The organism is Streptomyces sp. JL2001 (genome assembly GCF_050917515.1).
Taxonomy (GTDB): Bacteria; Actinomycetota; Actinomycetes; order Streptomycetales; family Streptomycetaceae; genus Streptomyces.
The window spans coordinates 4,148,850-4,171,596 of sequence record NZ_CP169421.1; the positions used below are offsets into that span (position 1 = coordinate 4,148,850).

Consider the following 22,747-nt stretch of genomic DNA (forward strand, 5'->3'; position numbering starts at 1 on the left):
CGTATCGAGGAGACAGCGATGTCCACCTTCCCCGATGCCTCCGGAGCCGGTTCGGTCGATGACCCGAACCTCGACTTCGCGGGCACCACGCCGTACGAGGACTACGTCCAGGCGGACGTTCTCACCCACCTCCAGCACCTGCGCTCCGACGACCCGGGCGAGATGGTCTTCCTGGTCACCACCCAGGTCATGGAGCTGTGGTTCACCGTCATCGTCCACGAGTGGGAGACCGCGAGCCGCGCGCTGCGCGAGGACCGCATCTCGGTGGCGATGGACGCGCTGAAGCGCTCCGTGCGCGAGCTGGAGGCCCTGAACCAGTCCTGGCGCCCGCTCGCCCAGCTGACCCCGGCGCAGTTCAACGCCTACCGCGCCGCCCTCGGCGAGGGCTCCGGCTTCCAGTCGGCGATGTACCGGCGGATGGAGTTCCTGCTCGGCGAGAAGTCCGCGTCGATGCTGGTCCCGCACCGCGGCGCCCCCCGGGTCCACGCGGAGCTGGAGAAGGCGCTGCACGAGCCCAGCCTGTACGACGAGGTGCTCCGGCTGCTCCACCGGCGCGGCCTGCCGGTGCCCGAGGCCGTCCTCGGCCGTGACCTGGCGAAGAAGTACGAGCCGTCGTCCGAGGTCGAGCTGGTCTGGGCCGGGATCTACGCGGACACCGACCAGAACGGCGAACTCGTCCGGCTGGGCGAGGCGCTGAGCGACGTCGCCGAGCTCGTCTGGCGCTGGCGCAACGACCACCTCGTCGCCACCCGGCGGGCCATGGGCTCCAAGACGGGCACCGGCGGCTCGGCCGGCGTGGCCTGGCTGGAGAAGCGGGCGCAGAAGAACGTCTTCCCCGAGCTGTGGACGGCACGCAGCCATGTCTGAGACCTTGCGCGAGAACGCGCTGCTGCGTGACGCCGACGACCCGCTGGGCAAGCTGCGCGAGCGGTTCGCCCTGGACGACGCGGTCTACCTCGACGGGAACTCGCTGGGGGCCCTGCCCGCGCACGTGCCCGCCCGGATGGCCGACGTCATCACCCGTGAGTGGGGGCGGCTGCGCATCCGCTCCTGGGACGAGAGCGGCTGGTGGACCGCGCCCGAGCGGATCGGCGACCGGATCGCCCCGCTCGTCGGAGCCGCCCCGGGCCGGATCGTGGTCGGCGACTCGACCAGCGTGAACGTCTTCAAGGCCGTGGTGGCCGCCGCCCGGCTCGCGGGCGACGGACGCGACGAGATACTCGTCGACGCGACGACGTTCCCCACCGACGGCTACATCGCCGCGTCCGCGGCGCGGATGACGGGCCGCCGGATCGTGCCCGTCACGCCGGCCGAGGTCCCGGACGCCGTCGGGCCGCGCACGGCCGCCGCACTGGTCAACCACGTCGACTACCGCACCGGCCGGCTGCACGACCTGCCCGGCATCACGGCGGCGGTCCGCGCGGCGGGCGCGCTCGCGATCTGGGACCTGTGCCACAGTGCCGGTGCCCTGCCGGTCGGGCTGGACGAGCACGGGGTCGACCTGGCCGTCGGCTGCACGTACAAGTACCTCAACGGCGGCCCCGGTTCACCCGCGTACCTGTACGTCGCCGAGCGGCACCAGGCCGCGTTCGACTCCCCGCTGCCCGGCTGGAACTCGCACGCCGACCCCTTCGGCATGACCACCGGGTACGAGGCCGCCGACGGCGCGCCGCGCGGCCGGGTGGGGACCCCCGACATCCTCTCCATGCTGGCGCTCGAATCGGCGCTCGACGTGTGGGACGGCGTCGCCGTCGAGGACGTCCGGGCCAAGTCCCTGGCCCTGACGGACTTCTTCCTGGAGTGCGTCCGGGCGTACGCGCCGGCCGGCCGGGTGGAGTCGCTGACCCCCGAGGCGCACGCCGAGCGCGGCAGCCAGGTGGCGCTGCGCTGCGCCGAGGCGCCCGCCGTCATGGCGGAGTCCATCCGGCGCGGGGTGGTGGGCGACCTCCGTCGTCCGGACGTGCTCCGGTTCGGCTTCACCCCGCTCTACGTGGGCTTCGCCGACGCCGAGCGGGCCGCCCGGACCCTGGCCGAGGTGCTCGCGGAGATCCCCGCGAGCACGGCCGGAGGGTCCACTTCCGCCTGAGGCCGTACGGTCCGGTGATCACCTGACCTGCGGGGCCCCCACTCCTGGTACGGTCCCCGCAGGTCAGGCCGATTCGGCCCCGTACCCGAGAGGTTGGAACAGCATGCCCGACCCCGCCGCGCGGGACGCCGCCGAGGAGGCATCGGCCTTCTCGCACCCGGCCGTCGCCCCGGACGCCTCCGCCGCCTACGGCGAACACCCCGACCAGGTCGTCGACTTCTACGCCCCGCGGGACGGCGCTCAGCAGGTCCCGCTGGTCGTCGCCCTGCACGGCGGTGCCTGGCGGGCGCCCTACGACCGGCAGCACCTGACTCCCTTCGTGGACTTCCTCGCGCGCCGCGGCTTCGCCGTCGCCAGCGTCGAGTACCGGCGGGGCGGCTCCATCCCGCGGCAGGGCGGTACCGGCCCGGTCGCCGGGCGGTGGCCCGAGACCCTCGACGACGTGGCCGCCGCCCTGGACGCCGTGCCGCGTCTCGCCGTGGAGCACCTGCCGCAGGCCGACCCCCGCCGCATCGTGCTCACCGGCCACTCGGCGGGCGGCCACCTCGCGCTGTGGGCCGCGGCCCGGCACGTCCTTCCCCCGGACTCGCCGTGGCGGCTCGGCTCCCCGCCGCCGCTGCGCGGGGTGGTCGCGCTGGCCCCGATCGCGCACTTCGACCGGGCCGTGGAGCTCGGGGTGTGCGGCGGCGCCGTCACCGAGTTCCTCGGCGGCGAGGGCGAGTTCGACGTCCGCGCGCGGCACGCCGACCCGGCGCTGCTGCTGCCGACCGGGATCGCGACCGCGGTCGTCCAGGGACGCGAGGACGTCGTCGTCCCGCAGGCCGTCGCGCAGGCCTACGCGGAGGCGGCGGCCAAGGCGGGCGAGGCCGTGGGCCTCACCCTCCTGGAGGACGTGGGCCACTTCCCGCTGATCGACCCGTCCGCGGACGCGTGCGCGGTGGTGGCGGAGGAGATCGCCCAGCTGGCCTGGTGAACGGAACCGCCGAGGACTGCCGCGGCCCGGTGATCCTCCGGACGGAGGCGTCCGGCGGCACCCCGGCGACCGGCCGCGCCGTCGCGAACCCGCCGGTCCGGCCCGTCCCCGGCCGCACCCCGGCGACCGGGGCCTGATCAGCGACGTAGTACCTGGGACGGACGCGGAAGGATCCCCATTCATGGGGACGACCCCGTCCGTGCCCTCCCCGTACCTTGGCGTACGTGACCCAGACCTCCGAGCAGAGCCGCAGCCCCGAGTTCCGCCTGGCCCAGGGCGCGCTCTCCGGGCTGCGCCAGGACCTCTTCCACGACGCCTTCGCCTACCGCCCGATGCCGCCGATGGCGGTCGACGGGCCGATCACGCGGCGCCTGCCCGGGCGGATACGCGCCCGCATGGCGTGGACACCGCACGTGGTGGTCGCCGGCTGCTCCTTCCTCGTCTTCATGATCGGCGCGTCCGTCGTGCACGGCTCGGCCGCGCCGGTGCTGGCGCTGTACTCCTTCGGGCCCGCGGTGATCGTGCTGCTCACCCTCGTGCGCCCGGTGCTCGCCTTCTGGGCGTCGCTGATCTCCACCCCCTTCCTCGGCTTCCTCGGCAGCTACGGGGACGGCTGGCCCTGGAGCCCGAACTCCTTCGCCGCGCACCTCGTCGTCCTCACGGTCGTCGCCGCCCGCACCCGGCCGCGCACCGCGGGCTGGATGTGGCTGCTGACCGCCGGGTACGCGGTCCTCGCCGAGGTCTTCCTCGGCGTCGGCCACACCACCGACGGCCCCCCGCTGCTGTTCTGCGCCGCGCTCTCGCTGCTCGTGGTGACCGTCCTCCAGGTCCGTCGGCAGGCCGCCCGCGAGGTCACCGCCCAGCAGTCCGTGACCGCCGTCGAACGCTCCCGCCGCACCCTGCTCGAAGAGCGCACCACGATCGCCCGCGAGCTGCACGACGTCGTCGCCCACCACATGTCGGTGGTCGCGATCCAGGCGGAGGCCGCCCCCTACCGGGTCGAGAACCCGCCGCCGGAGCTGGAGCAGGCGTTCGCCACCATCCGCGAGAACGCGGTCGCGGCCCTGACCGAACTCCGTCGCGTCCTCGGTGTCGTACGGGCGGAGGACTACGAGGCCCCCGACGCCCCGCAGCCCACCCTCGCCGAGCTCGAGGGGCTGGTCGCCAACGTCCGGGAGGCCGGCCTCGCCGTCGAGAAGACGGTGACCGGCGCGGTGCGGGAGCTGCCGCAGGGCGTCGAGCTCTCGGCGTACCGGATCATCCAGGAGGCGCTGAGCAACGTGCTGCGGCACGCGCCCGGCGCGGAGGCGAAGGTCGAGGTCAGCTACGTGCTCGGCGGCCTGGGCCTGCGGATCGTGAACGGTCCGGCGCGCGGGCTGGTCCAGCCGTCGCCGGGCGCCGGGCACGGCATCACGGGCATGCGCGAGCGGGTGGGCATGCTGAGCGGCGAGATGACGGCCGAGGCGACGGCCGACGGCGGCTACGAAGTGACGGCGTTCATCCCCGTGGCGCGTGAGGAGGCGGCGGAATGACGATCAAGGTGCTGATCGTCGACGACCAGATGATGGTCCGCGAGGGTTTCTCGGTCCTGCTCGGCGCGATGCCGGACATCGAGGTCGTCGGCGAGGCGGTCAACGGACGCGAGGCCGTCGCGCAGGTCGCGGCGCTGCGTCCGGACGTGGTCCTGATGGACATCCGGATGCCCGAGCTGAACGGCATCGAGGCGACGCGCGAGATCGTCGCGGCGGACGCCGATGCCAAGGTGCTGGTCCTGACGACCTTCGACCTCGACGAGTACGTGTACCAGGCGCTGCGCGCCGGGGCCTCGGGCTTCCTGCTGAAGGACGCCTCCGCGCGGCAACTGGCCGACGGGGTCCGGGTGGTGGCGGCCGGCGAGGCCCTGCTGGCGCCGACGGTGACGAAGCGGTTGATCACCGAGTTCGCCAAGGCGGCGGAGTCGCCGCGGGCGCCGGCGCTCGCCCAGGTCGGGGACCTGACCGAGCGGGAGACGGAGGTGCTGGTGCTGATCGCCCAGGGCCTGTCGAACGCGGAGATCGCCGACCACCTGGTGGTCGCCGAGTCGACGATCAAGACGCATGTGAGCCGGATCCTGGTGAAGCTCGGGCTGCGGGACCGGACGCAGGCCGCGGTCTTCGCGTACGAGGCGAGGCTGGTGCAGGTCGGCGGGTAGCGTCCGGTCATGGACGCTGCACCCGAGGACCTCTTCGCCCCCGAATCGCCCGGTTTCATCGCCGACCCCTATCCCGCGTACGCCGCGCTGCGGGCCGGGGGTCGCGCGCACTGGAACGCGCCGACCCGGCAATGGCTGATCCCGCACCACGAGGACGTGTCGGCGCTGCTGCGGGACCGCCGGCTCGGCCGGACGTACCTGCACCGCTTCACGCACGAGGAGTTCGGCCGCCAGGCGCCCCCGGCGGCCCACGAGCCGTTCCACACCCTCAACGACCACGGTCTGCTCGACCTGGAGGCGCCGGACCACACCCGGATCCGGCGGCTGGTCTCGAAGGCGTTCACCCCGCGGACGGTGGAGCGGCTGGAGCCGACCGTGCGCGCGCTCGCCGCCGGTCTGGTCGACGGCCTGGTGGAGCGCGGCGGCGGCGACCTCCTCGCGGACGTGGCGGAGCCGCTGCCGGTCGCGGTGATCGCGGAGATGCTGGGGATCCCGGAGGAGGACGAGGAGCGGGCGCGGCTGCGGCCGTGGTCGGCCGACATCTGCGGGATGTTCGAGCTGAACCCCTCGGAGGACACGGCCCGCCGGGCGGTGACCGCGTCGGTGGAGTTCTCCGACTACCTGCGGGAGCTGATCGCGCGGCGGCGCAAGGCACCCGGCGAGGACCTGATCTCGGCCCTGGTGGGGGTGGAGGAGCTCACCGAGCAGGAGATGGTCTCCACCTGTGTGCTGCTGCTCAACGCGGGCCACGAGGCGACGGTCAACACCACGGCCAACGGCTGGTGGACGCTGCTGCGCCATCCCGAGCAGCTGGCCGCGCTGCGGGCGGACCCGGACGGGCTGTTGTCCACAGCTGTGGAGGAGATCCTGCGGTACGACACCCCGCTGCAGATGTTCGAGCGCTGGGTCCTCGACGACATCGAGGTCGGCGGCCGGCTCATCCCCCGCGGCTCCGAGGTCGCCCTGCTCTTCGGCTCGGCCAACCGCGACCCGGCCCGCTTCGGGCCGACGGCCGACACCCTGGACCTGGCGCGGGCCGACAACCCGCACATCACCTTCGGCGCCGGCATCCACTACTGCCTCGGCGCCCCGCTGGCCCGCCTGGAGCTCACGGCGGTCTTCGAGGCGCTGCTGCGCAAGGCACCGGGCCTCCGGCTCGCCGCCGAGCCGCGTTGGAAGCCGGGCTACGTCATCCGGGGCGTGGAGGAGCTGCTCGTGACGGTGTGAGCGGCCGGGGGAGGGGGCGTGCGCGGCCCCGCGGCGGGAGCGACGCCGCGGGGCCGTCCGGACGCCCCGTCCTCCCGCCCCCGACCGCTCAGCCGGCGAGGTCGCGGCGACGCAGTGCCGCCAGGCCCGCCGTCGTCAGCGCCGCGGCGAGGACGGTCAGGGTCAGGACCGGGGACCACGTCATCTCGGGGCCGGGGAGCTTCGGCAGGTGGCCGAAGGGCGACAGGTCCAGGGCCCACGACGGGAGGTCCAGTGCCGGACCGATCCAGCCCAGGGCCAGGGCCGCGCCCGCCGCGCCCCACGCCGCGGCCGCCGCCTTCGGGACGGCGCCCCACAGCAGGACCGCCAGCCCGGCGAGGGTCCATACGGCCGGGAGCTGCACCAGCGACGCGCCCAGGATCGGACCGAGGTCCCGCCCGTACGAGAGGTACAGGCCGAGGCCGCCGAGCAGCAGGATCAGCGCCGCGCCGCCGAACGCGATCACCAGGTGCCCGGCCGCCCAGCGCAGCCGCCCGACCGCGTTCGCCAGGACCGGCTCGGCCCGCCCCGAGGTCTCCTCGCCGTGCAGCCGCAGCACCGACCCCACCGCGTACAGCGCCGCGAGCATCCCGAAGAGGCCGACCATCGTGGCGAGGAAAGCGTTCGTCAGGCCGCTCTGGCCGCCCATCCGCTCGAAGATCTCCCGGGCCCGCTCGTTGTCGCCGACGATGTCGGCCGCGCCCTCGACCATGCCGCCGAAGACGATCCCGCCGAGGAGGAAGCCGAGGGACCAGCCGAGGACGGTGCCGCGCTGGAGCCGCAGGGCGAGCGCGCCCGCCGTGCCGAGCCGGCCCAGAGCCGGGCCCGGCCGGGAGGGCAGGAAGCTCATCCCGACGTCGCGCCGCTCGGTCAGCCCGTAGGCGAGGGCGGTCTGCACGAGCACGGCGACGGCGATCAGCCCCGGCACCCACCAGCGCACTCCGGCGAAGGCGCGGACGTGCTCGGCCCAGCCGATCGGCGACAGCCACGTCAGGACGGAACCGCCGTCGGCCCGGCCGGCGTCCCCCGCCGCCCGCAGCACGAAGGCGAGCCCGAGGACGGCGGACGTCAGCCCCCGGGCGAGCCGGGCGCTCTCGGTCAGCTGTGCGGCGATCGCCGCCGTCGTCGCGAACAGCATCCCGGTCCCGCCGATCGCGAGGCCGAGCGCGAGCGCCCCGCCCGCGCCCTGCCCGGCGAGGGAGACGGTGACGAGGAGGGCGAGAGCGGTGTTGGCGGCCAGCGCGGCCAGCAGGGCGGCCGTCAGCGGCGCGCGGCGCCCCACCATCCCGGCGGAGAGCATCTCCTGACGGCCCGTCTCCTCCTCCTCGCGGGTGTGCCGGACGACGATGACCAGGCTCATCACGGCGGCGAGCACGGCCGCGAAGGTGCCGAACCGCCAGGCGACGAGGGCGCCGAGCGAGTCGCCGAAGACGGGGCCGTACAGCGAGCGCATCGAGCTGTTGGCGTTCATCGAGGCGGCCAGTTCGGCGCGCTGGGCCGCGGTGCCGTAGAGCCCCTCCAGCGATCCGGAGCCGCTCGCCACGAGGCCGCCGACGACCAGCACCCACAGCGGCGTCATCAGCCGGTCGCGGCGCAGCGCGAGCCGGGTCAGGGTGCCGGTCCCGGTCAGCGGGACCGCGAGGGCGCTCATCGGGCGCTCACCCCGGCGTCGGACGCGGTGGCGCCCTCGGTGGCGGCGTCCGCGGCGTAGTGCCGGAGGAAGAGCTCCTCCAGGGTCGGCGGCGTGCTGGTGAGCGAGCGGACCCCGGTGGCGGTGAGGGCGCGCAGCACGGCGTCGAGTTTGTCGGTGTCGACCTGGAGCCGGACGCGGTGGCCCCGGACGTCGAGGCCGTGCACGCCGGGGAGGGCCGCGAGCCCGTCGGGTGTCCCGGCGAGTTCGGCCGAGACGCTCGTGCGGGTGAGATGGCGCAGTTCCGCCAGCGATCCGGTCTCCACCGTCCGGCCCTTGCGGATGATGCTGACCCGGTCGCAGAGGCTCTCGACCTCGCTCAGGAGGTGCGAGGACAGCAGGACGGTCCGCCCCCGGTCGCGCGCCTCGGAGACACAGCTCTGGAAGACCTCCTCCATCAGCGGGTCGAGGCCGCTGGTGGGCTCGTCGAGGACGAGGAGGTCGACGTCGGAGGCGAACGCGGCGACCAGGGCGACCTTCTGGCGGTTGCCCTTGGAGTAGGTCCGCCCCTTCTTCGTCGGGTCGAGCTCGAAGCGCTCGGTCAGCTCGGCCCGCCGGGCCGGGTCCAGCCCGCCCCGGAGCCTGCCGAAGAGGTCGATGACCTCGCCGCCGGACAGGTTCCGCCAGAGCGTCACGTCACCGGGGACGTAGGCGATGCGGCGGTGCAGGGCGACCGCGTCGTGCCAGGGGTCCCCGCCGAGGACCTGGGCGGCGCCGGAGTCGGGGCGCAGCAGGCCGAGGAGGACGCGGATGGCGGTGGACTTCCCGGCGCCGTTCGGACCGAGGAAGCCGTGGACCTCACCGGCCTCGACGGCGAGGTCGAGGCCGTCCAGCGCGTGCGTCCGGCCGAACGACTTGTGCAGTCCGGCCACGGTGATTGCCTTCGTCATGTTTCTGAACGTACGCTACTTTCACAAACTTGTGAAGTTAAGGAAGCGCATAAAGTAGAGCCCATGACGACGACCAACGACGAGGCGGTCTCGCGCTTCGTGGAGCGCTTCGCCGCCGAACTGACCGAGGCCGGCATGCAGCGGATGGCCTCCCGCGTCTTCGCGGCGCTGCTCGCCTCCGAAACGGCCTCCATGACCTCGGCGGAGCTCGCGGAGCAGCTGAGGATCAGCCCGGCCGCCGTCTCCGGCGCGGTCCGGTACCTCACCCAGGTCAACATGATCAGCCGTGAACGCGACCCGGGCACCCGCCGCGACCGCTACGTCCTCCACACCGAGCTCTGGTACGAGACCTTCACCCGCCGCGACCAGCTCCTGACCCGCTGGGAGCAGCTGCTGCGCGACGGCTCGGACGTCCTCGGCCCGGACACGGCGGCGGGCGCGCGGACGGCCGAGACGGCCGAGTTCTTCGCGTTCCTCCATGACGAGATGCTCGGGACGCTGGACCGCTGGCGGGCCCGGCGGGAGGGCGGCGCCGGCTCCTGAGCCCCGCGTGCCCGCGCCCCGGCCGGTGCCCGGGTCCCGCGGGCCGGGCCGCCCCGGGCGTGCGCCCGCGGGCCGGGCCGCCCCGGGCGTGCGCCCGCGGGGCGCGCCCGTCAGCCGTACGCCTCCGCGTCCTTCGGCAGCGTCAGCCCCCAGGCCTGCGCCCGGACCGTCCACGTCCGGCGCCGCACCGGCCCGGACACCACCGTGTCCGCGCGGTAGCGGAAGTCCGGCCCGGAGACCGTGAGGGTGTGCGCGGTCGCGTGGAAGGCGGGTGCGGCCGGCGGGTGGACCGTGATCTCGGCCGTGCCGGCCAGGGAGCGGACGGTCACCCCCTCCACCGGCGCGTTCACGTCGCTGAGCAGCACGCCGTCCGCCTCCACCCGCAGGCGGTGGGTGCGGATCGCGACCTGCCCCGGGGCAGGACGGACGAGGGTGCGCACCAGCGAGCGGCAGGTGCCCCAGACCGAGGGCGGGGCGGGCGCCGCCCCGGCCCCCTGGGCGGCCGGAATGCTCAGATCGCCGAGCACGACCCCGTCGCTGTCGTCGACGAGCAGGTCGAGCCGGCGGACGGTGCCGTCGAGCACCGCCCGGGCCGCGGCCACCGCGTTCTGCGGCACGCCGAGCGCGTGCGCCACTTCCAGGGAGCCCGGGGCGCCGATCGGCACGAGCGAGAGCGGGCCGTCCGCGAGCTCACGCTCCCGGTGCAGCAGGGTCACCGTGCGTAGCAGTGCGCGGTCGTCCCCGATCACCACCGGGCGGCGCGCACCCCGCCTGGCCAGGGCCCGGGAGAATTCCTCCGGGCTGTCCGGGAGGCAGATCTTCGCTTCTGCTCCCGCACACAACACATCCTTCGCGATCCGTACGGACTCGCCGTCATTCCGGCGGGCGACCGGGTCGATGACCACCAGCAGCTGGTCGTGAGCCGACACCTCGGTCCTTCCTCGGGTAGCATCTTTGTGCAAGAGCCCCTTGCGCTATTGCGCCAGGGGCTTCGTCTATTCCGGGGCACACCGGTGAGGCGGCGTCGGCCCCCTGACCTTGGACATGCCCCGCCCGGAAGGGGTGTACGCCTGTGCCCGCACTTGTGCTGCTCGGTGCTCAGTGGGGTGACGAGGGCAAGGGAAAGGCCACCGACCTCCTCGGTGGATCCGTTGATTATGTGGTGCGCTACCAGGGCGGCAACAATGCCGGCCACACGGTCGTCGTCGGCGACCAGAAGTACGCACTGCACCTTCTCCCTTCCGGAATCCTCTCGCCGGGGTGTACCCCGGTGATCGGAAACGGTGTCGTCGTCGACCCGGCGGTCCTGCTCTCCGAGCTGAGCGGGCTGAACGAGCGCGGCGTGGACACGTCCAAGCTGCTCATCAGTGGCAACGCGCATTTGATCACGCCGTACAACGTCACCGTCGACAAGGTGACGGAACGGTTCCTCGGTAAGCGCAAGATCGGCACCACGGGCCGGGGCATCGGCCCGACCTACGCCGACAAGATCAACCGCGTCGGTATCCGGGTCCAGGACCTGTACGACGAGTCGATCCTCACCCAGAAGGTCGAGGCGGCGCTCGAGGGCAAGAACCAGCTCCTCGCCAAGCTCTACAACCGCCGGGCCATCGACGCCGCGCAGATCGTCGAGGAGATGCTCCAGTACGCGGAGCAGATCAAGCCCTTCGTCGCCGACACCACCCTGATCCTCAACCAGGCGCTGGACGACGACAAGGTCGTGCTCTTCGAGGGCGGCCAGGGCACGCTGCTCGACGTCGACCACGGCACCTACCCCTTCGTCACCTCGTCGAACCCGACCGCGGGCGGCGCCTGCACCGGTGCCGGCGTGGGCCCGACGAAGATCAGCCGGGTCATCGGCATCCTCAAGGCGTACACGACCCGGGTCGGCGCCGGCCCGTTCCCGACGGAGCTGTTCGACGAGGACGGCGAGGCGCTGCGCCGCATCGGCGGCGAGCGGGGTGTCACCACCGGCCGTGACCGCCGCTGCGGCTGGTTCGACGCGGTCATCGCCCGCTACGCGACCCGCGTCAACGGCCTGACCGACTTCTTCCTCACCAAGCTCGACGTGCTGACGGGCTGGGAGCAGATCCCGGTCTGCGTCGCGTACGAGATCGACGGCAAGCGCGTCGAGGAGCTGCCCTACTCGCAGACGGACTTCCACCACGCGAAGCCGGTCTACGAGATGCTGCCGGGCTGGTCCGAGGACATCACCAAGGCCAAGACCTTCTCCGACCTGCCGAAGAACGCGCAGGCCTACGTGAAGGCCCTGGAGGAGATGTCGGGTGCCCCGATCTCCGCGATCGGCGTCGGCCCCGGCCGTACCGAGACCATCGAGATCAACTCCTTCCTGTAGCCGGTCCGCGTCCGCGCGGACGGCTCATGCGCGAAGGCCCGCCCCCACAGTCGTGGGGGCGGGCCTTCGCGCATGTCCCGCCGGGTGCGCCGCCGGCCGGGGACAGGATCTACTGGCGGAAGAACTCGCCCGGCTCGCTGTCGGTCATCGGGTAGAGGAGAAGTCTCTCCTCGCCCTTGTAGCGGACCAGGGAGAGATAGCTCGCGATCGAGTCGGCGCACTCGGGGGCCGAGCCCGCCTCGCGCTGGTGCGGGCCGACGACCAGCGGGGTGCCCGAGCCGGCGAGGAGCGCCGTGTAGGAGCACCTGACGGTTTCCGAGGTCAGGTCGCCGTCCTCGTCGGTCCGGGGATAGCCCTGCTCGTAGCGGAAGACGGCGGAGCCGACGGGGCCCTGGGTGAGGGTGATCACGTCGGTGAAGCGGTCGGCGTTCGGCCCGTACATCTGCGGGGCGTTGCGTACCTTCCAGGTGCCGAGGAGCTTCGCCGGGACGATCTCGGAGCCGGTCCGCGCCTTGTGGAAGGTGGCCTTGGCGGCGCCGGAGCTCCACTCCAGGACCTCGGGGGACCGCAGCGCGAGGGTCTGGTGGGCGGCGGGGGTGCAGCGCTGCGGGGGCACGCTGGTGGTGACGTCGGACTCGCCGAGGACGACCTTGTCCTCGTCCGCCGACACGAGCCGGCTGCGGCCCATGCACAGCCGGTCCTCGGTCACGTGGACGTAGACGGCGGTCTTGGTGCCGGCCGCGCCCTGGGTGAGTTCGAGCCGGATGGTCTCGCGGGGATGCTCCGCGGAACCCTCCAGGGTGCCCTCCCAGGCGCCGAGGAAGGCGGCGGGAACGATGCCGGCGGGGCGCGCGGAGACCGGGCCGGTGGTGTCCCGCGCTTTGTTCCTCTGCTCGTCGCGGCCCGTGAGGACGTCGGGCCGGAAGGTGTACAGGAGCCCCGCCGCGGCCACCACGACGAGGGCGGTGGCGGCGGCGATCAGGCCCGTGCGCCGGCGGCGGGGGCGGCCGGGTTCGCGGCCCTGCGGCAGCGGGGTCGCGGGGGTGGGGTCGCCGGCCGCGGCGGCCGCCTCGCCCTCGGCCTCCAGGAGCCGGGCGGCATGGCGGCCGAGCCGGGCCAGTACGTCGGCGGGCAGCCACGGGTCGGTGACGTCGAGGGCGTCGACGAGCTCGGTGGCCGCGGGCCGGGCCGCCGGGTCCTTGGCGAGGCAGGCCCGGATCAGACCGGCCACCTCCGGAGGTACGTCGGTCAGGTCGGGCTCGTCGTGCGCGATGCGGAACATGGTGGCGTGGACGCCGCTGTCGGTTCCGCCGAAGGGGGAGCGTCCGGTCGCCGCGTACGCCAGGACCGAGCCCAGGCAGAACACGTCGGCGGCGGGCGTCAGCCGGTCGCCCCTCACCTGCTCGGGCGACATGAATCCGGGGGAGCCGACGACCGCGCCGGTGGTGGTCAGGCCGCCGTCGGTGACGGTGTCGAGGGCGCGGGCGATGCCGAAGTCGATGATCTGCGGACCGTCGACGGTGAGCAGCACGTTGGACGGCTTCAGATCGCGGTGGACCAGGCCGGCGGCATGGATGTGGGTGAGGGCGCGGGCGAGTCCGGCGGCGAGCGTGCGGACGCTCGCGGGCGGCAGCGGCCCGTGCTCCTCGCCGACGACCGCGCGCAGCGAGGGGCCGGGCACGTATCCGACGGCCACCCAGGGGAGTTCGGCCTCGGTGTCGGCGCCGAGCACCGGCGCCGTGCCCGTGCCGCCGACCCGCTCCAGGGCGGCGACCTCGCGGGCGAAGCGGCGCCGGAACTCGTCCTGCCCGGCCAGCTCGGCGTGCACGACCTTCACGGCGACGGCGCGTCCGCCCGCCGAACGTGCCAGGAACACCCTGCCCATGCCGCCGACGCCCAGCCGCCCGAGCAGGCGGAACGGGCCGATGCTGACCGGGTCTTCGGCGTTCAATGGGTCCACGTGAACAGAGGATGCCAGACCGGTCCTCGCGCGCTCACCCCCGCGCGTGCGCCTCTCCTCACACCTCGCCGCAGATCTTCAGGCCCCGGGGCGTCTGGCACGGCAGGTGGCCGTGGGCGCGGATCACGTCCTGGCCGCTCCCCCGGACGAGATAGCTGAGGAAACTGGAGGTCAGGGAGTCGGCGCGCGGCCGGCCCCAGGTGTAGGCGTACTCGATCTCCCGGTACGGGTAGGGGGAGTCGCCGGTCTCGTCGAGTCCGTCGAGTTCGCCGGCGTGCGGCATCCGTCCGTCGATGGCGACGCGGTGCAGGCCCTTCAGGCCGGTGCCGGAGCGGAGTTCGGTGTAGCCGAGGGCCCCGGGCAGCCGCGCGACCGTGGACAGCACCTGCTCCGTGCTGTCGAGCTCGCAGCGCGGCACCCGGGCCTCGGGATCGTCGAGGTGCTCGCAGTCGCGGGAGGAGTTCGCCGGCTCGTTGCGGCCCAGGACGCGGCGCTGGAACACCTCGCGCGTACCGGAGTTGGCGTCCCGGCTGACCAGCCGGACCGGGAGGTCGGGGCCGCCCAGCTCCTGCCAGTTGGCGACGTCTCCCCGGTAGAGCCGCCGGACGGCGTCCCGCGAGAGGTTCTTCAGCGGGACCTCGTCGTTGAGGACCAGCGCGAAGAGGGAGACGGCGACCATGCTCTCCCGCAGCTGCGGATACCCGGCCGGCTTGCGTCCGTCGGACAGCGCGACGACCGGCGGCGAGCCCTTCCCGGCCTGCGCGCCGTCCTCGGCCAGCTCCCGTATCCCCGCGGTCGACCCGTGCGCGTCCACCAGGATCGTCGCCCCCTCGCAGTCCTTCTCGTACTCCTTCGCCAGGTCCCGCACCGCGGGGGCGAAGGCGGTCGATCCGGTCACGGTCAGCGTGCCGCGGGCACAGCCGATGGGCGGCGGGGTGTCGTGCCGGACGATGAGCGTGGCGAGGACGAGCACGCACGCGGCCAGGACGAGGGTGATGTTGCGGGCCGCGGGGCTGAAGGTCGGGGTCCGGTCGTCGACGCTGCGGCTGTGGTTGCGGTGGACGTCGGTCTCCCGGAGCGTGCCCGTGAGCTCGACCTCGTCGGCGGAGACGGCCCCGGAGAGCAGGACGAGCAGCTTGAAGTACTGCTTGCGCGCCAGGAACACCTTGGGCATCAGGACGGCGCTGCCCTCCCTGCGCAGCCCCGGGTCCGCCTCCAGGTTGCGCTTCACCCGTCCGAAGCCGCGCGGGATCGTGGCGACGACGGCCTGCACCGTCCGGTCGTCGAAGGTGACCCGCAGGCCCTCGAAGCCCTCGGAGCGCTCGTAGTCGCCATGGCTGATGTCGCGCAGGCCGTCGTTCTCGATCCGGAGCAGGACCAGGGTGGAGCCGTCGGCGCTGCCGATCTCGCCGGACCGCACGGTCAGGTCCCCGGCGTTCTCGTCGCGGTCCCGCAACGGGGTGTTGAGCTGCACGCGGTAGCCGAGGCGGCGGCCGCGCTGCACGAAGCGTTCGTAGAGCACGACACCGGCCGAGACGAGTACGCCGAGCAGTGCGCTGACCACGGCGATGACGTTCTCTGCGGTTATCCACTCCATGGCCGGAACGCTACGGACGCCCCTGCGAACAAGGGGCCGGTGTCGTGGGGCCGCCACCTGGATTTCCCCGTTCGTTCAGGTGGCCGGACAGAGGTTGCCGGGGCAGTTTGACCATGGGTGTAATGGCGACGAGGGGGCCTGTCGGAAGGATCTTCATGCGTGTCGTCGAAGTGACCGCCTACGGCGGCCCTGAGGTCCTCAGAGTGACCCGCAGGCCCGAACCCGAGGCCGGGGACGAGCCGGGCAAGGTGCGCGTGCGGCTGAAGGCCGCCGGTGTGACCATGGCGGATCTCCGGATCAGGGCCGGCCTCTACGTCGACCAGATGGGTGGCCTGCAGCCCCCCTTCGTCCTCGGCACGGACTTCGCGGGCCGGCTGCTCGACCCGGCGCCGGGCCCGGACGGTCCGCTGCCGGTCGGTACCAGGGTCGCGGGCTTCGTGCCCTGGTACGAGGAGCTGACGGGGCACGGCACGTACGCGGAGGTCATCTGGGCCGATCCGGACTGGCTGGCGCCGATCCCGGACGAGGTGGACTTCACGACCGCCGCCTCCCTGCCCCTGGCCGTGATCACCGCCGCGCAGGGCCTGGAGCAGCTCGGGCTCCCGCCGGGGGCGACACTGCTGATCACGGGCGCCAGCGGCGTGGTGGGCCGGCTCCTGCTCCAGCTCGCGGCGGCGGCCGGACTGCAGGTCATCGCCGTCTCCTACGAGGGGGACGAGAGCGAGCTGAAGGTCCTGGGCGCAAAGCACTGCGTCACGCGCGGCGAGCCGGCCGAGGTGCTGCGGAAGGTGCGGGAGCACGCCCCGGACGGGGTGGACGGCGTCTTCGACGGGGCGCTGGTCGGTGCTCCGATGCTGGCCGCCCTGAAGGACGACGCCTGCTTCGTCGCCATCGCCCCCGACCGTGTCCCGGCGTCCGAGAGGGGCATCCGCGTCGAGTTCGACCGTGCCCGGCCGCACGCCCGCCGCATCAAGGAGGCCCTGGACAAGGTGGCGGCCCGCGAGCTGGTCACCCGGGTGGCCGACGTCCTGCCTCTGGAGGTGGTCGCCGAGGCCCACCGCCGTGCGGAGGCGGGCCGCCGGCCCGGCCGGATCGTCCTGATGATCTGAGGCGACCGTCAGGACGACCCGCCCGGACCGGGCGGGTGCCGGGGGCCTACTCGGCGTAGAAGCCCTGGACGTCGGCGATCAGGTCGACGCTCCCGGCGTGGTTGTAGAAGGTGACCTTGCCGTCCCGGACCGGTACGACCACGAGGTTCGACACGGTCCGGCCGGCCGGCACGTTGAGGTTCGACGCGCTCGTCCGGGTGGTGCCGTACGGGTACGCGGTCACGAACGTGGCCGCGGTCGCGTTCGTGGCGGTCACGTTGAGCACGACGGCCGTGGCGCCGGTGGCGGGCACGCCGCCCTTGCCCGCGACGTTCAGCGTCACGACGCCCTTCGCGCCCACCTTGGCCCTGGCGACCCCGGTGCCGTCACGGGTGTCCATCAGCCGCGACGGGGCCGAAGGCTCGTACAGCGACCCGAGGTCCGACCCGGTGAAGTAGCCGGCCACGTCCGCGACGAGGTCGACGGCGCCGCTGTGGTTGTACAGGTCGATCCCCCCGTTCACGACCGGTACGACCACCAGGTTCGACACGGTCTCGCCCTGTCCCGGGTTCAGGTGCGAACCCACCACGGGGGCGCCGGTCGCCAGGGCCGCGACGAACGTCGGCCTGGTCACGCCGGTCGCCGTCACGTTGAGCACGACGGCGGTCACGTCGGGGGAGCCCACCGCGCTGCCGGCGAAGCCCAGATGCACGCGGGATCCGCCCTGGACCGGCTTCTGCGGCGCGCCGAGGCCGCTGCGGGTGTCCAGCGCCCGCCACGGGGTCATGGGCCGGTACAGCGCGCCCTTGACGTCGTCGAGCGTGTAGTAGCCGGCCATGTCGGCGATCAGGTCCACGTTCCCGGCGTGGTTGTAGAAGGTGACCTTGCCGTTCCGGACGGGGACGATCACCTGGTTGGCCACCGTCTTCCCGGCCGGCACGTTGAGGTTCGACGCGCTCGACCGGGTGGTGTCGTACGGGTAGGCCGAGACGTACGTCGCCGCGGTGGCGTTCGTCGCCGTCACGTTCAGCACGACGGCGGTGGTGGTGTGGTACGGCGCGCCCGCCACGTCGCCGACGGTCAGGGTGACCGTCCCCTTGGGGCCGAGCTTGGCCTTCGGGACGCCGGTGCCGTCGCGGGTGTCCATCACGCGGGTGGTCGGCACGCTCGTGAACGGGTCGGAGGCGGGGGACTTCCCGCCGCGCAGGACGGTGCTGCCGGTGAGCCGCACCTCGGCACCCGTGCCGTCGGCGGGCCGCGCCGTCAGCGTCCACGTGTACGTGCCGTTCGGCAGGAGGTCCCCGGCCTTGTCCCGGCCGGTCCACAGCGGCCGCAGCACGCCGCGCGCCTCCGTGCCGGAGGCCAGCTCGCCGACCCGGCCCGTGGCCGTGTGACGGCCGGTCAGGGTCCAGGCTCCGGCGGGCTTCGAGAGCGTCACCGAGGTGACCGGGGCGGTCTCGTCCTTGCCGCGGACGACCGCAGTGTCCTTGCGGTCCAGGACGGTCAGCGGCTGGGTGCCGATGCCCGTCGGGACGACGTGGACCTGCTCGTCGGCGTCGAGGTGGGCGAGGTGACCGCCGAAGCGGTCGACCGTCCAGCGGACGTGACGCTGGGAGACGCCGGTGTCGGGCAGCGTGCCGACGGTCCGGGTGACCGGCGCGGCGCCGTCGGCGCCGGTGAGGACGAGCTTCCCGGCGGCCTTGTCGTGGGTGACGACGTAGCCGTCGCCGAGCAGGGCCTCACCGGCCGGGACGCTCCGCGAGGTCTTCGCCGTGCGGTCGTAGACCCCGGCGGGGCCGTCGGCGCCGCAGCTCCAGTACAGCCAGCGGCCCACGGCCTGGAGTTCCTCCGGCACGCAGGTGGCCCCGGTGTCCGGGGTCTCGACGGTCCGGCCGGTGGTCAGGTCCTTCGCGGTGACGGAGCCGGGGTCGGTGCCGGCGGTCCACAGCAGGGAGCCCCACAGGGCGGAGGCGACCGGTGTGCGCTCCTCCAGCACCTTCTCGCCGTCGAGCGCGACGACCAGTTGCTTCTCCCGCGTGCCGGGCACGTCGACGACCAGGTAGGCGCCGTTGACGTCCCTGATGCGGGCCCCGGTGCCGTAGTAGGGGGACTGGAAGTCGCCCTTGGCCGGGCCGTTGATCACGAAGTAGCCGCCCAGGCGGCGCAGGAAGCGGCCGTCGCCGAGCGCCCGGTACTCGGAGCACAGGGCGTCCTTCTCCGGGCAGGTCTCCAGCGGGGTGCCCGTCAGCTCGGAGCGGTCCCCGTAGGTGAGGGCCCCGCCGGTGACGCCGAGGTCCCGGACGTACTCCTTGGCGAGGTCGGCGCCGTCGTACTCGCTGTCGTCCACGACGGCGAGGCGGCCGTGGGCGAGCGCGATGCCCTGCGCGTGGCCCGGGAAGCCGGGCAGTCGCTTCACCGTCGTCACGACCGGCTTGCCGTCGGCGTCCGCCGTGATGCGCCTGATGGCCCAGTCGGCGGGACCGGTGCCGCCCACGGCGACGGCGGTGCCGTCGGGCCCGGACGCGATGCCGTAGCTGTGGGCGACCAGCACGACGGGCGCGGAGCCGCCCGCGACGGGCACGGCCACGACGTCGTTGGAGGCGTTGAGGACCAGCCAGTCGCCGACGACGGCGAGGTGGTCCAGCGGGAGGTCGTACGAGGTCAGGTCGGCCTTCACCGGCGGTGCCGCGAGGTCGGTGCGCGAGGCCACGAGGACGGTGCCGTTCGTGCTCTCGGTGCTGTAGAACGCGAGGTGCTTCGGCGACAGCTTCACCCGGGTGTACGACGCGGGCACCGGCGGGGTGAGGCCCTGGAGCCGGCCCGTCTCCGCGTCGACGACCGCGTGGCGGCGCTTCCCGTCGGTGACGGGCCCGGGGAGCACGATCGAGCGCGTGTCGCCGCCGGCGGCCGTCGTGTACGCGAAGGTCTCCGGCTTCTCGATCTCGACGTCACCGGTCGTTCCGTCCGCCCGGGCCGACAGCACGTGCGCGGTCTTCGCCGTGGTGTCGAAGGCGACGGCCGCGGAGCCGTAGACCTTGGCGCCGGTCAGGTGCCGCGGGACGGTGATCGTGCGCACGGCGCCGTCCGCGTACCGCAGTTCGATCCGGTCGGGGCGGACGTACGCCAGGGCGTCGGTGCCGGTGCCCCGGGGCAGGACCCAGTCCTGCGGCTCGCTGATCGGAACGCTCCTGCCGTCCGAGAAGCGGGTCCACAGGGTCTCCTTGACGTCCTGTTCCCGGTGGAACACGCCCTCGGAGCCGACCGAGTCGGCGTCCCCCTGCGCCGCCTGCTCCTTCTGGTACACGAAGGCGTTCCGCGGGGTCGACTTGTACCCCGGAGGGACCACGACCTCCTGCGGTGACGGCGTGTCCGCGGCGGCCGGTGCCGCGAGCGGCACCATCCCGCCCGCCGTGAGTGCGATGCCCAGTGCGGTGGCGAAAGCGCCCCGCACGAGGGTATGGCGAACCAACTGAGTTCCCTCCCCGTTTCCTTCTTCCCCCCTGCCACGTCCCCCGCCGCAGGTCGAGGGGAGCGTAACAGCGCTTCACGCCCCCTCCGTACAGGATTTCGAACTCGTTCAACCGCCTGGCCGGCGGGGTGGCACGCATCGTTCGGGCCGGGCCGGGCCGCCGTGCCCGCCGAAGCGCAGGACGAGCCGGCTCGACCTGCTCCCCGCCGAACGGGCCCTGCCGACAGGCCTGTTGGAGCACACGTGCGAGCGGTTGCGGGGGAGAGGAGCGCGGAGTTCCGTGTGTCACGGTTCTGGTCTAGACCTTGACAGGTCCAGACCAAAGACGCTTCGCTGGACTTCCCCCACGGAAGGAAGCGCGCATGCTGCGACGCCTGCTCATCCTGCTGTCCGCACTCTGTACGGCCGTCGGACTGGCCGTCATCGTCCCCGCGTCAGCCGGCGCCGCCCCCGCGTGCGTGGCCGGCTGGAACTCCTCCAGCGTCTACACGGGCGGCATGACCGCCTCGTACAACGGCCGCAACTGGTACGCGAAGTGGTGGACCCAGAACGAACGTCCCGGCACCGCCGACGTGTGGCGCGACGAGGGTGCCTGCGGTGGCGGCGGCGGGACCGACCCGAACCCCGACCCCTCCGGATTCGTCGTCAGTGAGGCCCAGTTCAACCAGATGTTCCCGGGCCGGAACTCCTTCTACACGTACAGCGGTCTGACCGCCGCGCTCGGCGCCTACCCCGGCTTCGCCAAGACCGGCAGCGACACCGTGAAGAAGCAGGAGGCCGCCGCCTTCCTCGCCAACGTCAGCCACGAGACCGGCGGTCTGGTGTACGTCGTCGAGCAGAACACGGCCAACTACCCGCACTACTGCGACACGAGCCAGCCCTACGGCTGCCCCGCCGGCCAGGCCGCCTACTACGGCCGGGGTCCGATCCAGCTCTCCTGGAACTTCAACTACAAGGCCGCGGGTGACGCCCTCGGCATCGACCTCCTCAACAACCCGTACCGCGTCGAGCGAGAGCCGGCCGTCGCCTGGAAGACCGGCCTCTGGTACTGGAACACCCAGAACGGGCCCGGCACGATGACCGGTCACAACGCCATGGTCAACGGCGCCGGCTTCGGCCAGACGATCCGCTCCATCAACGGCTCGCTGGAGTGCGACGGCCGCAACCCGGCGCAGGTGCAGAGCCGGGTGACCAAGTACCAGCAGTTCACCCAGATCCTGGGCGTGCCGACCGGCGCGAACCTGTACTGCTGATCCGCGCGGACGCGTGCACGGCGCGGGCCCGGACCGCCACGGTCCGGGCCCGTCGCGCGTCCCGCGGGCGAGGGGGGGCACGGGGCGGGGCCGCCGCGCCGGCCGTCGGCGTCTCAGGGGCCGGGGGGCTCCTGAGACGGGACCTGACCGCTCGCCTCGATCGCGTCCAGGGCCAGGGCGAGCCGTTCCAGGACGCGGACGGTCTCGTCGAAGGCCTCCTGGCCGCCGAGTTCGCGCGTCAGCCGGGCCGCCAGCTCGGCGTGGCCGGGACCGATCCGGTCGATCGCGCCGCGTCCCGCCGGGGTGGGGGTCAGGAGCTTGGCGCGCCGGTGGGCGGGGTTCGGCGCGTACGCGGCGAGGCCCTGGGCCACCAGGAGGTCCGCGATCCGCTGGACGCTCTGGCGGGTGATCCCCATGACGCGGGCGATTCCGGCGACGGGCAGCGGCTCGGGGAGCACGGCTCCCAGGACCTGCCACCAGGCGGCGGTCAGACCCGCCGGCTCGGCCAGCTTCTCCGACAGGGCGAGGAGCCGGCCGTTGACGCGGAAGACGCCGAGGGCCGTCCGGGACAGGGCGTCCTGCTGGTCGCGGCTCACGATCCGGCCGGCCCGCCGTCCGGGGCGGTGCCCGCCGGCTGCCGGGCGTCTCCGTCCGCCGCCTCTTCCCCGTCCGCCTGGAGCGTCTCGTACGCCGCCGCGTCCGAGTCGTGGAAGAGGCGGTACCAGGCGTCGAGCCGCTCGCCCTCGAAGGCGCCCATCCTGCCCAGCACCTCCCGGGCGAAGGCGACGGGCTCGGTCGGGCCCGCGGTGATCAGGTCGCCGGCGCCGTCGGCGCCCCGGTCGGTGACCGCGTCCGTCTCGACGTAGTGCGCGGCGCCCTTGTAGCCGGTGGCGGCGAGGTAGAAGGAGACGGCGCTCGTGTGGGAGCGGTCGTCGAGCAGCCCCTCCCGCGCCAGGCCGGCGGTGGCGCCGCAGATGGCGGCGACCGGGGTGCCGGCGTCGAGGAAGCGGCGGGCCGCCACCGCGAAGGGGGCGAGGTCCTCGCCCGTGTCCCAGAGGTCGGCGCCCGGGAGGATCAGCAGCGCGCTGTCGGCCGGACCCAGCTCGTCGAGCGCGAGGTCGGGCGTGACGCGCAGGCCGCCGATGCTGGTGACCGGCGTGGTGGCCGGGCCCACGGTGCGGATCTCGTGGCCGGTGCGGGCCAGCCAGGCGGTGGCGTGCCCGGTCTCCCAGTCGGCGAAGGTGTCGTAGACGGCGAGGTGAACGGTGCGGGGCATTGCGGGCCTCCTGCGGGACGTCGGTGCCGTGCTTGATGACAGCAGTCTGTCATTGTGGCAGCTTGCTGTCAATGATGGTCTCCCCGGCATCTCTCCGGCCCGGGAGAGGCAACGTGTCGGGTCGGCCCGG

General features: G+C 73.5%; 19 protein-coding genes. 11 read left to right on the top strand and 8 right to left on the bottom strand.

The annotated features are described in order from the left end of the window. The first annotated feature begins 18 nt into the window (after positions 1 to 18). From ACE1OA_RS18540 to ACE1OA_RS18570, 7 genes are all read left to right on the top strand, one after another. Complete coding sequence (locus ACE1OA_RS18540) at positions 19 to 867, top strand: tryptophan 2,3-dioxygenase family protein (protein ID WP_432753087.1); 849 nt, start codon at positions 19 to 21, stop codon at positions 865 to 867. After that, on the top strand, positions 860 to 2,086 hold the full coding sequence (gene kynU / locus ACE1OA_RS18545) for a kynureninase (RefSeq protein ID WP_432753088.1): 1,227 nt from the start codon (positions 860 to 862) through the stop codon (positions 2,084 to 2,086). The genes ACE1OA_RS18540 and kynU overlap by 8 nt, the downstream gene beginning before the upstream one ends. Positions 2,087 to 2,189: 103 nt before the next feature. Continuing rightward, on the top strand, positions 2,190 to 3,059 hold the full coding sequence (locus ACE1OA_RS18550; protein WP_432753089.1) for an alpha/beta hydrolase: 870 nt from the start codon (positions 2,190 to 2,192) through the stop codon (positions 3,057 to 3,059). Then, positions 3,056 to 3,196 carry a hypothetical protein gene (locus ACE1OA_RS18555; RefSeq protein WP_432753090.1) on the top strand — a complete coding sequence of 47 codons (141 nt, stop codon included), beginning with the start codon at positions 3,056 to 3,058 and terminating at the stop codon, positions 3,194 to 3,196. Before ACE1OA_RS18550 ends, ACE1OA_RS18555 begins: the two co-directional genes overlap by 4 nt. 87 nt (positions 3,197 to 3,283) lie before the next feature. Then, positions 3,284 to 4,591 (top strand): sensor histidine kinase, encoded by a 1,308-nt coding sequence (locus ACE1OA_RS18560; RefSeq protein WP_432753091.1) that lies wholly within the window; start codon positions 3,284 to 3,286, stop codon positions 4,589 to 4,591. Beyond that, positions 4,588 to 5,250 carry a response regulator gene (locus ACE1OA_RS18565; protein WP_147978908.1) on the top strand — a complete coding sequence of 221 codons (663 nt, stop codon included), beginning with the start codon at positions 4,588 to 4,590 and terminating at the stop codon, positions 5,248 to 5,250. The genes ACE1OA_RS18560 and ACE1OA_RS18565 overlap by 4 nt, the downstream gene beginning before the upstream one ends. A 9-nt stretch (positions 5,251 to 5,259) precedes the next feature. Next, positions 5,260 to 6,477 (top strand): cytochrome P450, encoded by a 1,218-nt coding sequence (locus ACE1OA_RS18570; RefSeq protein WP_356603552.1) that lies wholly within the window; start codon positions 5,260 to 5,262, stop codon positions 6,475 to 6,477. An 88-nt stretch (positions 6,478 to 6,565) separates the two neighbouring features. Here the strand turns inward: ACE1OA_RS18570 and ACE1OA_RS18575 are convergent, their stop codons facing one another. Both ACE1OA_RS18575 and ACE1OA_RS18580 read right to left on the bottom strand, forming a co-directional pair. Continuing rightward, a complete protein-coding gene (locus tag ACE1OA_RS18575) occupies positions 6,566 to 8,146 on the bottom strand; it encodes an ABC transporter permease (RefSeq protein ID WP_384874670.1) in 1,581 nt (526 codons plus the stop codon). Further along, positions 8,143 to 9,075, bottom strand: a complete 933-nt coding sequence (locus ACE1OA_RS18580) for an ABC transporter ATP-binding protein (RefSeq protein ID WP_356603556.1) — start codon at positions 9,073 to 9,075, stop codon at positions 8,143 to 8,145. The genes ACE1OA_RS18575 and ACE1OA_RS18580 overlap by 4 nt, the downstream gene beginning before the upstream one ends. A gap of 63 nt (positions 9,076 to 9,138) precedes the next feature. On the opposite strand from ACE1OA_RS18580, the gene ACE1OA_RS18585 reads away from it, so the two are divergent. Then, positions 9,139 to 9,618: a GbsR/MarR family transcriptional regulator gene (locus tag ACE1OA_RS18585; protein WP_432753092.1), complete on the top strand. Its 480-nt coding sequence runs from the start codon at positions 9,139 to 9,141 to the stop codon at positions 9,616 to 9,618. Between the two features lie 110 nt (positions 9,619 to 9,728). Here the strand turns inward: ACE1OA_RS18585 and ACE1OA_RS18590 are convergent, their stop codons facing one another. Further along, positions 9,729 to 10,547, bottom strand: coding sequence for a diacylglycerol kinase (locus tag ACE1OA_RS18590; protein ID WP_356603560.1), 819 nt, complete (start codon positions 10,545 to 10,547; stop codon positions 9,729 to 9,731). 143 nt (positions 10,548 to 10,690) lie between these two features. Here ACE1OA_RS18590 and ACE1OA_RS18595 point away from each other — a divergent pair, with 143 nt between their 5' ends. Continuing rightward, positions 10,691 to 11,974, top strand: coding sequence for an adenylosuccinate synthase (locus tag ACE1OA_RS18595; protein ID WP_147978910.1), 1,284 nt, complete (start codon positions 10,691 to 10,693; stop codon positions 11,972 to 11,974). A gap of 109 nt (positions 11,975 to 12,083) precedes the next feature. Here the strand turns inward: ACE1OA_RS18595 and ACE1OA_RS18600 are convergent, their stop codons facing one another. Together ACE1OA_RS18600 and ACE1OA_RS18605 are read right to left on the bottom strand one after the other, a co-directional pair. Next, positions 12,084 to 13,934 (bottom strand): serine/threonine-protein kinase, encoded by a 1,851-nt coding sequence (locus tag ACE1OA_RS18600; protein ID WP_356776208.1) that lies wholly within the window; start codon positions 13,932 to 13,934, stop codon positions 12,084 to 12,086. Positions 13,935 to 13,992: 58 nt separating this feature from the next. After that, the gene (locus tag ACE1OA_RS18605) at positions 13,993 to 15,531 is read right to left on the bottom strand and encodes a substrate-binding domain-containing protein (RefSeq protein ID WP_384874660.1); all 1,539 of its coding nucleotides are present in this window, start codon (positions 15,529 to 15,531) and stop codon (positions 13,993 to 13,995) included. Positions 15,532 to 15,686: 155 nt separating this feature from the next. On the opposite strand from ACE1OA_RS18605, the gene ACE1OA_RS18610 reads away from it, so the two are divergent. Then, positions 15,687 to 16,640: an NADP-dependent oxidoreductase gene (locus tag ACE1OA_RS18610; protein WP_384874657.1), complete on the top strand. Its 954-nt coding sequence runs from the start codon at positions 15,687 to 15,689 to the stop codon at positions 16,638 to 16,640. 46 nt (positions 16,641 to 16,686) lie between these two features. Here ACE1OA_RS18610 and ACE1OA_RS18615 read toward each other — a convergent pair whose 3' ends face one another. Then, on the bottom strand, positions 16,687 to 20,088 hold the full coding sequence (locus tag ACE1OA_RS18615) for a hypothetical protein (protein WP_432753093.1): 3,402 nt from the start codon (positions 20,086 to 20,088) through the stop codon (positions 16,687 to 16,689). A 362-nt stretch (positions 20,089 to 20,450) separates the two neighbouring features. On the opposite strand from ACE1OA_RS18615, the gene ACE1OA_RS18620 reads away from it, so the two are divergent. Further along, on the top strand, positions 20,451 to 21,341 hold the full coding sequence (locus ACE1OA_RS18620; RefSeq protein ID WP_356603570.1) for a glycoside hydrolase family 19 protein: 891 nt from the start codon (positions 20,451 to 20,453) through the stop codon (positions 21,339 to 21,341). 113 nt (positions 21,342 to 21,454) lie between these two features. Here ACE1OA_RS18620 and ACE1OA_RS18625 read toward each other — a convergent pair whose 3' ends face one another. Next, the gene (locus tag ACE1OA_RS18625; RefSeq protein ID WP_356603572.1) at positions 21,455 to 21,937 is read right to left on the bottom strand and encodes a MarR family winged helix-turn-helix transcriptional regulator; all 483 of its coding nucleotides are present in this window, start codon (positions 21,935 to 21,937) and stop codon (positions 21,455 to 21,457) included. Further along, positions 21,934 to 22,617, bottom strand: coding sequence for a DJ-1/PfpI family protein (locus tag ACE1OA_RS18630; RefSeq protein WP_432753094.1), 684 nt, complete (start codon positions 22,615 to 22,617; stop codon positions 21,934 to 21,936). Before ACE1OA_RS18630 ends, ACE1OA_RS18625 begins: the two co-directional genes overlap by 4 nt. Between the last annotated feature and the right edge of the window lie 130 nt (positions 22,618 to 22,747).

What these genes read in the sequence shown, in the direction of transcription:
- ACE1OA_RS18585 (WP_432753092.1), top strand. Translation starts at nt 9,139, where the DNA reads ATGACGACGACCAACGACGAGGCGGTCTCGCGCTTCGTGGAGCGCTTC.
- ACE1OA_RS18575 (WP_384874670.1), bottom strand. Translation starts at nt 8,146, where the DNA reads ATGAGCGCCCTCGCGGTCCCGCTGACCGGGACCGGCACCCTGACCCGG.
- kynU (WP_432753088.1), top strand. Translation starts at nt 860, where the DNA reads ATGTCTGAGACCTTGCGCGAGAACGCGCTGCTGCGTGACGCCGACGAC.
- ACE1OA_RS18630 (WP_432753094.1), bottom strand. Translation starts at nt 22,617, where the DNA reads ATGCCCCGCACCGTTCACCTCGCCGTCTACGACACCTTCGCCGACTGG.
- ACE1OA_RS18605 (WP_384874660.1), bottom strand. Translation starts at nt 15,531, where the DNA reads ATGGAGTGGATAACCGCAGAGAACGTCATCGCCGTGGTCAGCGCACTG.
- ACE1OA_RS18540 (WP_432753087.1), top strand. Translation starts at nt 19, where the DNA reads ATGTCCACCTTCCCCGATGCCTCCGGAGCCGGTTCGGTCGATGACCCG.
- ACE1OA_RS18620 (WP_356603570.1), top strand. Translation starts at nt 20,451, where the DNA reads ATGCTGCGACGCCTGCTCATCCTGCTGTCCGCACTCTGTACGGCCGTC.
- ACE1OA_RS18570 (WP_356603552.1), top strand. Translation starts at nt 5,260, where the DNA reads ATGGACGCTGCACCCGAGGACCTCTTCGCCCCCGAATCGCCCGGTTTC.
- ACE1OA_RS18565 (WP_147978908.1), top strand. Translation starts at nt 4,588, where the DNA reads ATGACGATCAAGGTGCTGATCGTCGACGACCAGATGATGGTCCGCGAG.
- ACE1OA_RS18610 (WP_384874657.1), top strand. Translation starts at nt 15,687, where the DNA reads ATGCGTGTCGTCGAAGTGACCGCCTACGGCGGCCCTGAGGTCCTCAGA.
- ACE1OA_RS18580 (WP_356603556.1), bottom strand. Translation starts at nt 9,075, where the DNA reads ATGACGAAGGCAATCACCGTGGCCGGACTGCACAAGTCGTTCGGCCGG.
- ACE1OA_RS18550 (WP_432753089.1), top strand. Translation starts at nt 2,190, where the DNA reads ATGCCCGACCCCGCCGCGCGGGACGCCGCCGAGGAGGCATCGGCCTTC.